This window comes from Chroococcidiopsis thermalis PCC 7203, from assembly GCF_000317125.1.
Classification (GTDB): domain Bacteria; phylum Cyanobacteriota; class Cyanobacteriia; order Cyanobacteriales; family Chroococcidiopsidaceae; genus Chroococcidiopsis; species Chroococcidiopsis thermalis.
This window is the reverse complement of record NC_019695.1, coordinates 1,046,434-1,062,293: the sequence shown is the minus strand read 5'-3', so window position 1 is coordinate 1,062,293 and position 15,860 is coordinate 1,046,434. Positions and strand designations below refer to the sequence as shown.

The window sequence follows — 15,860 nt, the reverse complement described above, 5'->3', positions numbered from 1 at the left end:
AAGAGGTTTAGTAATTCCGAATTCCGAATTCCGAATTCCGAATTTTACAGTTGCGATTCCTGTTGTTGGTAGAGACAGAAATAACGTCCTCTCAAAGCCATTAATTGTTGGTGAGTGCCTTGTTCTACCACCACGCCTTTATCCATCACCAAGATCGCATCGGCATTTTTGACTGTGGCGAGACGGTGGGTAATGAAAAATACGGTGCGCGAGTGAAATGCTTCTGCCAAATTCTGACAAACCTGCCGTTCCGAATCGTAATCGAGGGCGCTGGTGGCTTCGTCCAAAATCAGCAATTTGGGATTTTGTAGTACCGTACGGGCGATCGCAATCCTTTGTCTCTGTCCCCCCGACAGTGCCGAACCCCGTTCCCCAACGTTGGTGTTGTAACCGTTGGGTAAAGACATAATAAAGTCGTGGGCGACGGCAATTTTCGCAGCGGCAATAATTTGCTCTGAACTCGCTTCTGGATTCGTTAGAGCAATATTTTCTTGCACCGTGCCGTTAAATAACAATGTGTCCTGTAACACCATGCCGATTTGTCGTCGCAGGGAATACAACTCAACTTTGCTGATATCGTAATTGTCAATTTGAATCGTCCCTGTCGTCGGTTCGTACAGACGCGGTAACAACTTCGTTAGGGTACTCTTACCCGAACCACTCTGCCCGACAATCCCGACAAACGTACCCGCAGGAAATTCTAGATTTACATTAGTCAGTTGAAACACACCGCTGTTGCCAAAGCGAAAAGACACGCCATCAAATTTGACTGCCCCTTCAATTTCAGGCATTGGCAGTTGCGCCCGGTTTGCCTCGTCTACTTCTGGGTGTGCGTCGAGAATATCACCCAAACGCTCGATCGATAAAGCAGTTTCTTGGAAGTTTTGCCACAGTTGAATCAACCGCAATAAGGGACTGGTGGTGTAGCTAGAAATGATCCGAAAGGCAATCAATTGTCCCAGGGTTAATTGTTGGGAAATCACCAAATATGCCCCAACCCACAACAGTAATAGCCCAGAAAACTTATTGAAAAATCCGCTCACCGAACTTGCCGTAGTGGAAGTCACCACGGTATTAAACCCAGCGCTGATGTAACGGGCGTAGCGTTCGTACCAGTGCCAGCGCGATTTAAGTTCGATGTTTTGCGCTTTGACTGTTTGAATTCCCGAAACAACTTCTACTAAATAAGACTGAGTATCGGCGTAGCGTTCTGCTTTCACCCGTAGTTGTTTGCGGACGATGGGCGCGACGAAAATTGTCAACAGGGCAAAGACTGGAACTGTTGCCAGGGCTACAAGTGTCAGTATCCAACTGTAAAAGAGCATCACAGCGATGTAGATCACCGAGAACACGGCATCTAATACAACTGTCAGAGCAGTCCCCGTGAGGAATTGGCGGATATTTTCTAACTCGTTGATCCTTGAGGCTAATTCCCCGACACGACGGCGATCGAAATAACTTAAAGGTAGACGTAGCAGGCGATCGATCACTTCCGAACCCAAAGCGATGTCGATGCGGTTGGTGGTATCGACAAATAAATAAGTTCTGACTCCCGTGAGCAAGGCTTCAAATAGCGCTACCCCAAGCAACAAAATTCCCAGGACGTTTAATGTATCCAAAGCACCGTTGACCAAAACTTGGTCGATGATGACTTGCGTAACGAGGGGATTGGCTAAACCAAATAGCTGCACGAAAAATGACGCGATCAAAACTTCGATCAATACGCCGCGATGGTGGGCGATCGCCGGTAAAAACCAGCGCAAGCTAAATCTTTCCGTCTTTTCCCCCGGACGCGCTTGTAACAGCAATACTTGCCCTCCCTCGCCCCAAGCACGGGCAAAATCGGCAGGGGTTTGACGGTGAATCCCGATTTCGGGAACGGCAAGCGTCAGTTCTTTGTCGTCGCAGGCGTAGAGAATTGCCAAGCTATCGTGATAGCGAATTAAAGCAGGAGTTTTGATCCGCGCGATCGCTTTGCTGGGGACTTGAATTAATTGGGCGCTCATGCCCAACATCTCGGCGATCGCGCCGCAGCTTTGCAAAGAAATTGTTCCGAGAGATTTCTGTTGATTTTCCAATACCCGCCGCACCGTGTCCCGTCGCCACGATACGCCCAAATATTGACACAACATTTGGAAGCAAGCCATCGCCGCGCTAATTTCTCCCTGTCCGCGCACGAAGGGATATTTAACGGATTTGGTGTTGGTTGCTGGGGCTACTGGGGGTTGTTCTGGGGCGTAGGGAACTTCTAGATCGGTAGGAGCAAGTACGACGGGCATAGTTCGTTCGATTTCCTGGGGTAATTTCACGCCCAGCAGCCGCACGCCTGGCTCTGTAATTGTGGGGGCTGAACCGTTCAGCTCGAAACGGTTGCCGACAATCGCCTCCGCTCCACTACTAATCAGCCAAGTGCGATCGCCACGCAATCGCGTCCCATCTGCTTGCCCTGGGGCTAAATTCAGTACCTCGACGGACGGACTTAGTTGAAATACCAAGTCTTTCAGTTTCGTGGCACTGTCGGCGCGACGTTGGAGTTCTAAACTCAAGAGTTCGCACAATTCCGCAGGAGAAAATTGCGCTTTGACGTGTTGGGCAAAAGTCGGTTCGGCTGAAAGACTTGCTAAAAAGTCGGCGGCGGGAATCGCAATACAAATGACTTCCGTAGAGGCGATCGCGGTTTCACAGGGAATGTTGCGAATTAAACCCGCCCACCCCAAGACGGTTTTCGGTTCGACTAAACCCAAACTTACGGGGCTTTGCTGGCGGCGATCGTAGCCGATTAATCTAGCAGTCCCTTGGTAGATAACTAACACCTGCGTCGGCATTTTTTCCCGCACGAGTAGCGGTTGCCCGATCCGATAGCGCCACAAGTGACATTTCGTTGCTAATTCCTGTAAAGTCGTTGCTGGCAGCGGATGGAATAAATTTGTTTGAGCGAGAAATGCCTGAAATTGAGAGCTAGAAATAGTAGCTGTCATGACGAATTCAAAATTCAAAAGTTAAAAGTCAAAATATTCCAAAATCAGAATTTGCAGATCGATCGGCTTGATACTGTGCGGGGTCTGATTTGGCTACGGGCAAACGCTAAGACCAAGAAAATTGCAATGGTTCGAGCTGCTGAATTTGTTCGTTCAACCAGGTTTCAAACATTTCGTTGAGCAAACGCTGCCGCATATTTGCGTCTAATTGAGCTGGTAGCAACTTTTCCAGTCGGACAATTGTAAACCAGTTTTCGATCCGAGTCGGTCGCCAAAGCTGCCCTGGTTGACCGATGGAAAGAATTTTGGCAAGAGTCGGATTGAGTTGGCTTAATGGCACGGGTCCGATGACTCCGGCTGTGTTTGCCTCCGATCCTTTGGAGTATTGTTGTGCCATTTCAGCAAAGGTTTGTTCCCCTTCGAGGATGCGAAAGTAAATTTCTTGTGCCAGCAAACCGTCTGTTGTCCGCAGCAAGGAAAAAATAACTTGGTCGAAGGCTGCTTTGCGACTCATAAAATAAGACTCGACCTTTGCACCCCAAGTATCTTGTTTGAACTTCTCAATCAGGAGCGATCGCACGGCGACTTCTGCCATCTGTGCTTCACTCATGCCAGCTCTTTTTAACCAAGCTGCTCTTGACTCTGAATCGTTTATGTGATAATGTCTCTCAAACTGCTCGATTGCTTGTTGGCGTTCGGCTTCGGTACAAAAATAAGGAGCGATCGCGCGATCGATCGCAATTCCCCGCATCAACTGCGGTAGCAATTGATAGCGACTCAATAGAGACGGAATTTCTTGAGTGGGAATGATGCTGTTTAATTGAAACTCTTGTGCCATACCAATATACAGATATATAAATTTACAGCCCTAGCTGAAAAATGCATAACATAATTTGTGTTCGACTAGGGTTGCTCATAATTGTCCTTGCGAATACTAATACTAATCTTGATTTAGCCGATCTCGCGGTAAAAGGTAAAAAGTCTTTATTCTTTACTCAATTGGCTTCCCTACTAACTTTTGATTAGCGCTGTATAGGTAAAAGTTCCCCACATTAGCTGCATACTAAATTTACTCCCATCTCATCTTATCCATGTCACCTTTAGCGGAATTAGCTTTTCTTTGGCAATCTTTGATTTTTCTTATGACGTTATACTCCAACTATGGAAAATTAAATGACAAAACAACTAAAGTTACAAGAATTTCGGATTTCTTGATAAAAGTTTATTTGCACAGAGCAGGGAGCAGGGATCGAGGGAATCTCATAGCGAGTGCGATCGCGCTAGGCTAAAACAAGTGGAGTAAGCTGAAGTTACTCCGCTTGTGCGCTTTGCTTGAGATTTACGAGAGGGTTAGGGTGTTATTTGCACAAAATCATCAACTGTAATTTGACTAGCTTGAATCCCTTCGAGAATAATTACGTGCGTCTGACTTCCTACATCGTTCAACCCTTCAAGCTTCCAGCGAATTTCAAGATTCTGCCCAACTTGAACAATATCAAGGTCGCTGAAACTGAGAGGAGGACCATCGATCGTTGTCAGTAGCCCCAATAAATCTCGACCATCCTGAAAGTCTTGGATGATATCGCGATCGCTACTCAAATAGAAGCGATCGACCCCGGAACCACCTTGGAGTACATCGTCGCCCGTACCCCCATTCAAGCGATCGTCACCTGCTCCAGCAATCAAGATATCGTTACCCGAATCGCCATCAAGTTTGTCATCTCCATGACCTGCACGCAACTCATCATCGCCAGCGTCGCCGTAGAGAATGTTGTTGCCTTGAGTGTCTTTTAAGCGATCGTTACCCGCACCACCACTGAGAGTATCGTTGCCTTTGCCGCCGCTCATCGTATCGTTGCCATCAGCACCAACTAGGGTATCGTCGCCGTTGTCCCCTTCTAATACATCGTTGCCCCCATCCCCATGCAGAAGATCGTTCTCATTACCTCCGTGTAAAGCATCGCTGCCATCCTGACCAAATAAATAATCATTCCCACTGTCACCGTATAGAGAATTATCCCCTCCACCTCCGTGTAAGGCATCGCTGCCATCGCCTCCTTTTAAGACATCGTTACCTCCACCTCCATAGAGGGAGTCATTTTCTCGCCCACCACAGATCTCATCATCACCATCTTTGTCAGACAGGAGATTTTCTCCCTGATAAGATTGGGCGATAACTTCTGGATAGGCTTCTGGAAGCGGAAAGGAACTATCAGCAAACAGAGGACTTTCTCGATTTTTTAGATAGCGATCGAAAAAAGCAGTGAGATAGTCATTAGTAAGTCGTTGGGGTCTTCTGTGAAAGGTTCTTCTCGCTCCGAATCTTTAAAGTAAAGAGAAGTTGTTCCTACGGCATAATCGCCAGTCGGCTTTGGGAATAAAGGCGCTTGATTTGTATTTGTTTCCCTCAGATCTTGCAGCAAGTGATTTGAATGTCAAAACCAAGGGAGCGTGCTAGGGGTGTGAGGCGTTTGCTCTCCAGCAGCAGGAGCAACACCACTAGTTGAGGCAGTAATGCTTCAAGTGCCAGTTGAGCCGCCTTACCCCAATCAGGTGAGTCGGTAGATGCAGTAGACAAATAAGCCCAATGTGCTAACAAATAAGCTAAAAGTGACAATACCAGCCAACGGTAGACACCTAGCAATGTGCCCTGACCAAATTGGTCTAATCCAAACCGATGTTTAGCAGTTTTGAACCATCCCTCAATCTGCCAACGCTTTTTGCCCCAGTAATTGATAGTACTAGCTTTAAGTGGTTTGGTAGAGAGGACAAAGCGCTTTTCCAGCCTACCGTCGTCACGCTTGAGATAGTACCAAGACAGTGAAACTGGAAACTTTAATTTTACCAGTCGCACTTGTTGTCCCCGCCTGCATAGTTGCTTAACATTGCGCCCATCTTGTAGCTTGCGGTCACAGCGTACTCCGGCAATGGCGTGATATTTTAATTTACGTATACCATGTAAAAATTCGGCACTACCAAAGGCTGTATCTACTAAAATCATGAGCTGAAAGTGTTGACTCAGCAATGAAGGTAAGCTTTGTACAAGTCGTAGCCCCAACTGTGCTGGTGAGGAATGATTTTTCCCTCGGTAAACTCGAAAATTCCACGGCACGCGCCATTGACCCACTACTAGATACATCACGACTAGGTGTAGCCCACGTTTGCTATGGAAGACTCGCACTAATCCATCCAACAGCTTGAACTTGCCGCGTTTTTCTAGGGTGGTTAAGTCGATGATGACTTGTAAGATGGGTCTACGTCCAATTCGTGGCTGTGACAGAATTTGCTGCAGGACAAAGGAGCGGGTACTACGAATCAGCCGACGAGTTGACCAGGGGTAGACGTTGAGAAACCGACTTAAGGCACTGGCTGATTTAGTTTTGCATTGTTGGGGCAGAGGATGTCCTTGAGCTTGTAAAAATAATCCCAGCAAGGCTTGTAGGCTATCTCGTTGATAGTGGCTCGGCATCAAATCAAGTAGGGTGTAGACTAGCCCTTGGGCGTGGGCAAGAAGGGTTTCCATCGTTCTTGCATTCAATTGGTTTCACGCCCTTTTCTCTCATTGAAACCTACTCTTTCGCAACTAGAGTATCTGTACTGGTGCAAGATCTAAGTTCCATTGCAGTCACATCCTGTTTCGTATTTTGGACTATTCGTTCTAGGGCTATTTGTGTTGGTGTTTATCCTACGAATGGAGTAACTGCTTGCAAATCGGTCGTCCAGTCAAATTGGTAAAACCAATCGGTTAATCTTAAATTCATCCAATCGGTCAGGGTCTTTGGACGACAGCCTTTGCATCGATGCCCGATCTAACCGATCGGTCAATTCCAAATCTGAAGATTGTGATATAGCATCATGGAGTTGAATATCTCTAAAATTTATTTATGGGGCGATCGCTCAAGTCAGGTCAATGGTTGCAATTTATTCAATTAATTTGGCACTGGCTCAGCCGACACGCTCAATACTGGTTGACCCGCCTTAAATCACGCCCAGACTCAGCGGACTACTTGACTTGGCGGCATCAATTTTTACAAAAGCGATTGCGCCTTGGACTATGGTTAGCGTTGTTTTGGCAGTCGCTCGTATCGGCTGAAGGTCTTTACTCTGTTTTGTTTGAGTTTGAGAGATTGAGAGCAGTTGCCTTCAGTACCTATGGAGATGCATCGATCTCGGAGCGATGGAGAGTTGCATCCATTGTTTACTACCTCAGCGCTGTTGTCATTTTATTGGCTTGTGCGATCGGGCAAAAAACAACCTGGGGACGACGGTATCCCGAAGCGCTATTTCTGCTTTTTGCCTGTTCCTTGAGCAGTCTTACACATATTATTTTCACTTTCGTCAGTCTTCCTGAAACACCACCATCCCTGTTATTTCTCATTTTTGCAGTGCTGGTTCCAGTGCATTGGCGGTTACATGTTATCTATCAAGCGGTAGCGATCGCCTATTATGCGATTTTTTATCCCATAACTGGTCTGGCTACCCTTGAGTATGCAAAAATCCGCAATCTTTACTCAAGAGAACTTATTATCCAACTCGCCTGTGCTTGCTCGATTAGTATTCTGTCAGTGTACCTATACGAACGCTTGAAGCGATCGCCAGCTCGCCTTAATTAATTCTCTTCTCGAAGCTCACACTGCTGAAACACAAGGTGTTATTCTCCATTGCGAACCGACTCAACTAAAGCCGTTAGTAGATTCAGTCCTCATTAATTTAAACCACAATTTAACCAAAAAACGCATTCAACCGATCGATTGCATCACGGACGATCTGCCTATTGTGAACGCTGATATCAACCAGCTTTGGCGAGTGTTTAGTAACCCGATCGAGAATGCAATTAAGCACAACCCTCACGAAATTCAATTAACGTTGGAAAGGATTTTTAATCTAAATTTTGTTCGATTGTTTGGTAAACAATCAATACTATAGCAATCTCATTTAAATTTTGAAAGGATTAGGAGAAAAAACGGAGAGCGATATTGGAATTTCCTCAATTTTGTACCTGAATTAACAATCTCAGTTTAAAAGTAGAGTATACTGTATACATAAATGTCTGGGAATAAATACTCTAGTCTGAGATATTGCCAATGGTAGATACTTTATCCCAACTGTCGATAAACCGCGATCGCCTCATCCAGAGCATCGAACAGTTAGCGCAAATTGGCGCTTTGCCTGGTGGAGGAGTGCGGCGGATTGCTTACAGCGCTACGGATATGCAAGCTCGCGATCGGGTGCAACAATGGATGCAAGCCGCAGGGATGAGCGTCAACATCGATCCGGCTGGCAATATCATCGGTAAATACCCCGGCAAATATCCCGACGCAGCAGCCTTAGCAACGGGTTCCCACATCGATACCGTACCGAATGGCGGACGCTATGATGGTGCGTTTGGAGTCTTGGCAGGCTTGGAAGTGGTAAGAGTTTTGCAAGAACAGCAAATTCAACTGAATCGCTCTCTAGAAGTCATTGTCTTCACCGATGAAGAGGGGACGATGATTGGCAGTAAAGCAATGTCCGGTAGAGTCATTCTCGATCCGGCGACATATCCCCGTGTTGATGGCATAGACATTCAAACTTGTTTGACGCGGGTTGGCGGCGATTGGAGGCGACTTACAGAAGCACGTCGCACCGCCGCAGACATCGCAGCTTTTGTCGAGTTGCACGTCGAGCAAGGACCCGTTTTAGAATGCCTTGGCAAGCAGATCGGTGTTGTGGAAGGAATTGTCGGGCAAAGACGTTACATTATTACCGTTAAAGGTAGCTCCAGCCACGCGGGTTCTACACCAATGCAGATGCGACAAGATGCCTTGGTAGCTGCCTCAAGAGTTGTACTGGCAGTGAATAAAATTGCGCATACCCCAGGCGGACAACAGGTAGCCACAGTAGGCTGGATGGAAGTTTTACCTAATGCTGCGAATGTCATTCCAGGGTTAGTGAAGATGAGCTTAGATATTCGGGATTTATCCAGCCAGCATCTCGATAATTTAATGGCACAACTGCAAGCAGAGATTGAAACGATCGCCGTTGAAACTCAGACTTATATCGATTTACAACCTCGTTTGCGGAACGAGCCAGCCTTAGCAAAACCGCAGATCCAGCAGGCGATCGCGCAAGCGTGCGAAGATTTAAGGCTGAGTTACACCCATCTACCCAGTCGCGCCAGCCATGACGCTCAAGAACTCGCCACTTTCACCGATATGGGGATGATTTTTGTGCCGAGTAAAGCGGGTGTCAGTCATGCTGAAACGGAATTTACTTCGCCAGAACAGTGTGCTGAAGGAACGAATGTTTTATTGCATACGTTTTTAGAGTTGGATCGGCATTATCGTTGTGATTAGTCATTGGTCATTTGTCATTGGTGGCATCATGAGCGAGTTTACCAAGGCAGCACTTCGCCATTGCTGTGCCAAAAAGTCCCCGTATTATCTAATGACAATTCATCAATTCGGGCTAACAATCCTTGCACCGATTCTTCAGAAGTAATGCCAGATGCACTAAAGTTAGTCATGCGGGTTTGGACTAACCCTGGATGGAGAATAGCAACGGCAATTCCCAACGGTTTGAGATCGTGCGCTAGAGACTTACCCGCCATCGATAATGCAACCTTGGACATCCGGTAGCCGTAGGAACCGCCAGAAGTATTATCGGCGATCGATCCCATGCGACTAGTCATCATCACGACTTTGGAACCTGCTTTGAGATGGGGTAGGAATGTATGCGTCACTCGTAAAGCACCGATCGCATTGACTTCAAATTGTTTTCGGATACTATCAAAGTCAAGATTTTCCAGCGTGACGCGCTCGACGATCGCCGCATTGTTAATTAACACGTCAATCGGCATTTGTTGCAGGCGATCGCGTAGTTCGGTGACGGATGCATCTGAGGTAATATCAATCTTAGATTCAATGTGTACGCCTAGTTCTTTTAACTCATCCGAAACCGCACGACAGACCGCGATGACGTTCTCCCCTCGTGCTTTGAGTTGACGGCAATATTCGTAACCAATCCCGCGATTTGCCCCCGTGACTAGATATGTTGCCATGTTTTACTCCTCATTAGAAGCAATTCTTCTCGGTTGGGATGCATAGTCCTCGATCCCCCAACCCCCTTCAAAAGGGGGCTTTATTCCCCCCTTTTGAAGGGGGGTTAGGGGGGATCGAATCTTAACCAAGAAGTCTTGGTGGTCTTAGAAGACGGTAACGTAAAACGGCGGATGAAAAAGCGATCGGGAATGGCAGTTTCTTTTCCTGGAATGAGACGATGGCGAATGCGCGATTCTGTCACCCATATTTGTCGATCTGCTACAGTCAAATTAACGGGCGATTCCATTTTGTCCGCTAAGACTTCGATCGCTTTTGGTTGCGATGCAGGTGTAAGAATGTCACGAATGCAGAGCAGACGACCGTTACCACTGGCGATCGCTCCTTCTAATACGAGTAGCGAACCATCTGGAGCAAAGACCATACCATCTGGATTTTCAATCGAGCGTTGCAGCGAAATCGCGTCTACTTGCGTTCCCTGTGGTGATGGAGTCACTTTGAATAATCTGCCACCGGAGAACAGCCCCACAACTACGATACCGTTAGCTGCTCGTGCAATTCCAGCTAAACCAACTGGTTGAGAGCGCAAGCGATCGTCTTCAGCCCAAACCTGAAGTTGCTTGGCTCCAGGTGCAAGATAGTAAATGCGAGGACGATTACTATCAGTGAGGTAAACTCCACCTTTGGGATCGATCGCCATGTCATTACCAAAGCCGCCATCTGGCATCAAAACCACCCGCAGCACTTTACCAGTCCGAATATCGAGTGCAAAGATCCGATGGGGACGGCGAGTGACTTTGCCATCAACACCGCGCACGCCTAAAAAGTCTGATGAGGCTCCCCACAAAATACCGCGTTGCTCGTCGAGCCGCAGACTATTAGCGGCAAATATTTCATTATTTCCTGAGAAGAAAGTTTCAATTCTACCATTTGGTCGAACTTGGAGAATTTTGCCGCTTGTCACTGAACCCACGTACAGTGTTCCGTCACTAGCGCGGGCAATGCCATTTGGGTATTGAAACCCATTCGGTAAGCCAATGCGAGTTTCTTCGCGCGCTGGAGTTAAACTTGCAATAGTTAAAGGAGATGCGATCGCCCTGGTATTAGAAAGCAGCACGGCGGCGAGTGCAATTGTACGGAAAAGCGTTCTCAACATAGCTCAGCCAGGAATACTAGAAAGCGATCGCCACTTTGCCAAAATACCTCTCCTCTTCGAGATATTCAAAGGCTACTTGAGTTTGCTCTAAGGGAAAAATCTTGTCAAGAGTTTTTAATTCCGAATTCCCTCAACGCAATGGTCCAGCTAAAATCACTTTAGCGATCGCACCTCTAACATCTGCTGGTTCTTCTTGTGCAAGTTGCTGATACCATTTTTGGGTAATTTCTGGCTCTTTACCGTGAATCATTTCGGCGCGTTTGCGGGCTTTTTCAACTACAGCGCTAGTCCGTTCTTTCCGGTCTGCTTCGTAGCGTTTTAAGGCATATTCCATACTAATATTTGTTGTGAGCAGGTATTGAGTTAACACCAACCCATCTTCCATTGCTTGACAACCTCCCTGTCCCAAATCTGGACAAGTAGCGTGCGCGGCATCTCCGAGTAAAGCAACTCTACCGCGTACCATCCGGTCAATCGGTCCCACATCGTGAATTTCTAAACGATTTGTTTTATAGGGATCGAAACGCTGAATTAAATTTTGGACGGGTTGCGCCCAGCCTTGAAAGTGTTCTGTCAATTCGGCGCGGTAATTTTCGGGGCTGGAAACAGTACCTTTAGGCAAAGGAACATCAAAAAAGAAGTAGAAGCGATCGCCTGCTACTGGCATCATTGAAGCCCGTTTGTGTTCGCCGACAAAAATTACCCAAGAATTTTTTGCGGCTAAATCTTCGCTGGCGGGAACTAAACCATTCCAGTTGACGTAATGACCGTAGTTGGGTTGCACTTCTTGTCCTAATACATACGTGCGCAGAAGCGATCGCACTCCGTCTGCTGCTATAAGTAGATCGCCTGTGGTACGATGTCCGTTCTCAAAAATTGCCGTAACGCTATTCTCGTCTTGTTCGACTGCAATACATTTATGTTCTAGCTTGACTTCGCCGGGATAAGCCTCCAAGAGCATTTGTTGCAAGTCAGTACGAGCGACTGGATAGGGACGCTGCCCGACTTCCTCGACTAAGGGATGCAGATCGATATCGCTTAATACATCCCCCTTAAGGGTAAGATATTGCATTCGATCCATCAAGCCGCCGATCGCCGCCATCTTTTCCCCTAACCCCAGACGGTTGAGGACTTTTACACCGTTCGACCACAATGAAATTCCTGCACCCGCCGGACGCAGTTCTTTGACTCTGTCATAAATCTCGACTTCGTACCCTGCCTGACGCAGAGCGATACCTGCGGTTAAACCGCCAATTCCCGCACCGATGATGACAACCTTGAGGTTATACATTGTAACTTTGCCCCTGCGTAACTTGCCCCTATGTAACTTGCCTCTACCTAACTTGTCCCAACTCAGCGACCAAAACAATTCAAAATTTTGACTTTTGAATTTTGCTCATGCTTCTAACTCTGCAAGTTCGTCAGCATTAGAATCGTCTTGCCCAACAAGAACCTCTTTTTGCTCGTAAGGCAACAACCAATTTAATAAGATAGCTGTCAGTCCTCCGGCGGAAATTCCAGAAGAGAGAACGTTTTTAATTGCTAGTGGCAATGCATCAACAATTTCCGGCGTGTAAGTCACCCCTAACCCCATTGCCAAGGATGTACCGACAATTACCATCGCACGGCGATCGAGTTCTACTGATGAGAGAATGTTAATTCCTGCGACAACAATTGAGCCGAACATGATAATCGTGGAACCACCCAACACAGCTTGCGGTAAGGTTTGGAAGATCCCACCCACAATTGGAAATAGACCCAAAAAGGCAAGTATGGCTGCAATGTAGTAGCCGATATAGCGACTACCCACACCTGTAATTTGAATCACGCCATTATTCTGACTGAATGTCGTGTTGGGAAATGTATTGAATAATGCCGCAATCAGAGAATTTACGCCATCTCCTAAAATTCCCCCTTTGATTCGCCGCATGTAAGTCGCGCCTTTAATTGGCTCTCCAGATACCGCTGATGTGGCTGTGAGGTCGCCAATCGATTCTACTGTGGTGATGATATAAAGCAGAATAAATGGTACGAAAGCAGCAAAGTCAAAGCTCAGTCCATAACGAAATGGAATTGGCAAGGCGATTAACGGCAAATTTCCCAAACCGCTGAAGTTAACCATGCCTAACACGCTTGCCACAGCGTAGCCGACTAGCAGTCCAATGACAACTGAAGCCATCCTCAGCATTGGCTTTTTACTCACGTTCAGCACGATGATGGTCAGCAGTACCAATGTGGCAACGCCTATGTTTTGCAAGCTGCCGAAAGTACCGTTTCTTTGCGCTGCTACCCCTCCACCCATACTGATAATCCCCGTTTTGATCAGGGTCAGACCGATGACGCAAACAATCGTACCCGTGACTAGGGGAGAGATAATTTTTCTAACTAGGTGTAAGAAGCGGCTCAAGATTATTTCAATAAACGCGCCAAAGAAGCACAAGCCAAAGATTAAGCTCAACGCTCTTTCTGGGGTTCCTCCGGCTGCGACTACTGCTGTCCCTGCGGAGATAATGGGCACTAGAAAAGAGAAGCTAGTTCCCTGAATGCTGAGCAATCCCGAACCAATTGGTCCAATTTTTCTAGCTTGAATGAATGTCGAGACTCCTGAAATAAACAGTGACATACTGACGACGTAGCTAGTGTCAGTTGGGTTCAGCTTTAAAGCGTTGGCAATCAGCAACGGAGGAGTAATAATACCGACAAAGATCGCTAGAACGTGCTGCATGGCTGCTAGCACTGCTTCGATAAATGGAGGCTTGTCGTTCAGTCCGTAGATTAGCCTATTGACAGGTGCTACAGCGTTGCGCTCCTCAGTTTGCGGAGTCGATTGAACACTCACTTTTGCCATCAGGATTCCTCAAATTCAGCGCTTATTTGCGAGGTTTATAAAACTATTTTCGTTATTGTCATGCACGCGCGATCGCCTCTTTTTTTCCCAACGATCGCCTGCTGGAGTTTAGTCGATTTTTACTACTAATTTGTCATTAAATCTCAACTCTCTCGCGAGTTTTTGCATTATTTAATACAATTCACGATCGTTTATCTCTCCTCTCTTGACTCGCCAACTTAAAATTATTTAGCGATTGAAATACAAATTGTCTCCAGATTTAATATTCTGTATTTTTGGCTACAAAACATCAATTTACAAAAATGTTCGTTTGGTCGCTGTCTAAAATTGTTAAATTACTTCTAGGATTGTCACGTAGTCAGGAAATTGCAAGCATCGAGCATTGCTGTCTAAACATAAACTCGATAGATATGGTATACAGTATACTAAAACTTCTAACAACACAAGCCTGCTGCGGATCTGAAATATTAAGTGGTGCGATCGAAGTGCGATGAATGCGTTTTATGATTTGGACAACTGCTCGAATAATATTGCCATCATTCCCAGTGCAATCAACGCGATCGCGGTTCCAATTAAATCGGTTTTAACCGAACTTAAACGAAAAGCAGGTTGTAGCCAAAATCTCATGAACCGCGTTACCAATGGCATCACCAACCACGTCAAAATTGAGGATGTTATCAGGTTATTCACCAACATCGAACTAGCAGGCGACCAAGACTGCATGATACCAAAAGCAGCAAATACTCTCGATTGCGTCATGACTGTGGGATACAATCCCAGAACTACCGATAAGACTTGCTTCCATGCTGGGAGACCCAAACTCGTTTTCTCTATACCAGACTGGAGAGAAAACCATCCCTCTAAGCCAGTCGTCAATGACTTGAATTTGTAAATTTGGAAAATCTCTCGTCCTGACTCCATCACGCGATCGCGATCGCTTGATTGCAGCCACCGATTTAACCGAGTCGGTGTGTCGAAGTGCATGATGGAATACCATTTGACGACTCCATCGCGACATTCCAGAGGCGGACAGAGATCTGTGCGAGTAAACCCCTCGTAATGTGCGGCAGCACTCACTAAGCGATCGTGCCATTTGAGAAAAACAGCTTCTTTCCCCTGTGGCACAATGTATTCGATCGCCACGCTGGAATAAAAAATTTCCTCATCATCTGAGTTGAGCATTAGCTAGTTGGAAGAGTAGAAAATCGTGCCATATTTCAAACTAGCATTTTCGATCGAAATTCTTTTCCAGAAGGGTTTTGAGCTAGCTGAATACAGCTTTTATCTCTGCTCAAAGAGAGAGCCGACAGAGCAAAAATGTTTCTAAATACAGATATGTAACAAGAGTTCATCTTGTTATATAATAAAAATGTATCTTAAGGCACGGAAAAAGATTCGGACATACGCTCACAAACCGCGCAATTCTAACTCGCGTAATTGTCAAGCGTCGTGGTGACAGGTTTAGAAGTGCCTCCTGCAATGACTTTAATTGAGGAGGACGATTGTGAAAACTCTCAGCCAAACAAGCAACTCTCAGTGGGAAAACTACCAACAATTAGAACTCATTCCCAGCCGAATTCCCAATCCAGATGGTAAAGCTTCTACATTTAAGTTAGGATTGGACTTTGCTTGGCGAGTCCTAATTTCCTTACTTGTCGATGAATTAGTCGATCGCGAACAACAAGTAGAGTATATTGAACGGTGCTGGGCTAACAAGGAATTCGAGCAACAAGAAAATTCCACCAGTTCGCTGCAAAAACTTTGGCTGTTGATGAATTAAAATCTCTCAACGTCTGCCAAAGGAGATTTTTCGAGCTAGGGATTTCTAGAATAACAATCGC

13 protein-coding genes are annotated in these 15,860 nt (G+C 46.3%); 4 read left to right on the top strand and 9 right to left on the bottom strand.

Features of this window, described 5'->3' with window-relative positions:
* Positions 1-44 precede the first annotated feature (44 nt).
* From CHRO_RS04665 to CHRO_RS04650, 4 genes are all read right to left on the bottom strand, one after another.
* The gene (locus tag CHRO_RS04665) at positions 45-2,978 is read right to left on the bottom strand and encodes a peptidase domain-containing ABC transporter (protein ID WP_015153025.1); all 2,934 of its coding nucleotides are present in this window, start codon (positions 2,976-2,978) and stop codon (positions 45-47) included.
* Positions 2,979-3,084: 106 nt separating this feature from the next.
* On the bottom strand, positions 3,085-3,816 hold the full coding sequence (locus CHRO_RS04660; protein ID WP_015153024.1) for a peptidylprolyl isomerase: 732 nt from the start codon (positions 3,814-3,816) through the stop codon (positions 3,085-3,087).
* A gap of 512 nt (positions 3,817-4,328) precedes the next feature.
* Positions 4,329-5,123 (bottom strand): calcium-binding protein, encoded by a 795-nt coding sequence (locus tag CHRO_RS35020; RefSeq protein ID WP_483772844.1) that lies wholly within the window; start codon positions 5,121-5,123, stop codon positions 4,329-4,331.
* 262 nt (positions 5,124-5,385) lie between these two features.
* The gene (locus tag CHRO_RS04650) at positions 5,386-6,501 is read right to left on the bottom strand and encodes an IS701 family transposase (protein ID WP_015152474.1); all 1,116 of its coding nucleotides are present in this window, start codon (positions 6,499-6,501) and stop codon (positions 5,386-5,388) included.
* A 361-nt stretch (positions 6,502-6,862) separates the two neighbouring features.
* Between CHRO_RS04650 and CHRO_RS04645 the strand changes: the two genes are divergently transcribed.
* Both CHRO_RS04645 and CHRO_RS04640 read left to right on the top strand, forming a co-directional pair.
* Positions 6,863-7,591 carry a hypothetical protein gene (locus CHRO_RS04645; RefSeq protein WP_041462355.1) on the top strand — a complete coding sequence of 243 codons (729 nt, stop codon included), beginning with the start codon at positions 6,863-6,865 and terminating at the stop codon, positions 7,589-7,591.
* A gap of 471 nt (positions 7,592-8,062) precedes the next feature.
* On the top strand, positions 8,063-9,313 hold the full coding sequence (locus CHRO_RS04640; protein ID WP_015153023.1) for a Zn-dependent hydrolase: 1,251 nt from the start codon (positions 8,063-8,065) through the stop codon (positions 9,311-9,313).
* A gap of 38 nt (positions 9,314-9,351) precedes the next feature.
* On the opposite strand, the gene CHRO_RS04635 is transcribed toward CHRO_RS04640, so the two are convergent.
* Positions 9,352-10,017 (bottom strand): SDR family oxidoreductase, encoded by a 666-nt coding sequence (locus tag CHRO_RS04635; RefSeq protein WP_015153022.1) that lies wholly within the window; start codon positions 10,015-10,017, stop codon positions 9,352-9,354.
* Positions 10,018-10,121: 104 nt separating this feature from the next.
* Positions 10,122-10,988: an SMP-30/gluconolactonase/LRE family protein gene (locus tag CHRO_RS04630; RefSeq protein ID WP_219336082.1), complete on the bottom strand. Its 867-nt coding sequence runs from the start codon at positions 10,986-10,988 to the stop codon at positions 10,122-10,124.
* Between the two features lie 64 nt (positions 10,989-11,052).
* Here CHRO_RS04630 and CHRO_RS33160 point away from each other — a divergent pair, with 64 nt between their 5' ends.
* Positions 11,053-11,262, top strand: a complete 210-nt coding sequence (locus CHRO_RS33160) for a hypothetical protein (protein WP_219336081.1) — start codon at positions 11,053-11,055, stop codon at positions 11,260-11,262.
* Between the two features lie 39 nt (positions 11,263-11,301).
* Here the strand turns inward: CHRO_RS33160 and hpxO are convergent, their stop codons facing one another.
* From hpxO to CHRO_RS04615, 3 genes are all read right to left on the bottom strand, one after another.
* Complete coding sequence (hpxO, locus tag CHRO_RS04625) at positions 11,302-12,462, bottom strand: FAD-dependent urate hydroxylase HpxO (protein WP_015153020.1); 1,161 nt, start codon at positions 12,460-12,462, stop codon at positions 11,302-11,304.
* A 105-nt stretch (positions 12,463-12,567) separates the two neighbouring features.
* The gene (locus tag CHRO_RS04620; protein WP_015153019.1) at positions 12,568-14,019 is read right to left on the bottom strand and encodes a uracil-xanthine permease family protein; all 1,452 of its coding nucleotides are present in this window, start codon (positions 14,017-14,019) and stop codon (positions 12,568-12,570) included.
* 501 nt (positions 14,020-14,520) lie between these two features.
* The gene (locus CHRO_RS04615; protein WP_015153018.1) at positions 14,521-15,201 is read right to left on the bottom strand and encodes a putative antibiotic biosynthesis monooxygenase; all 681 of its coding nucleotides are present in this window, start codon (positions 15,199-15,201) and stop codon (positions 14,521-14,523) included.
* Between the two features lie 322 nt (positions 15,202-15,523).
* Here CHRO_RS04615 and CHRO_RS04610 point away from each other — a divergent pair, with 322 nt between their 5' ends.
* The gene (locus CHRO_RS04610; RefSeq protein WP_015153017.1) at positions 15,524-15,799 is read left to right on the top strand and encodes a hypothetical protein; all 276 of its coding nucleotides are present in this window, start codon (positions 15,524-15,526) and stop codon (positions 15,797-15,799) included.
* The last annotated feature ends 61 nt before the right edge of the window (positions 15,800-15,860 follow it).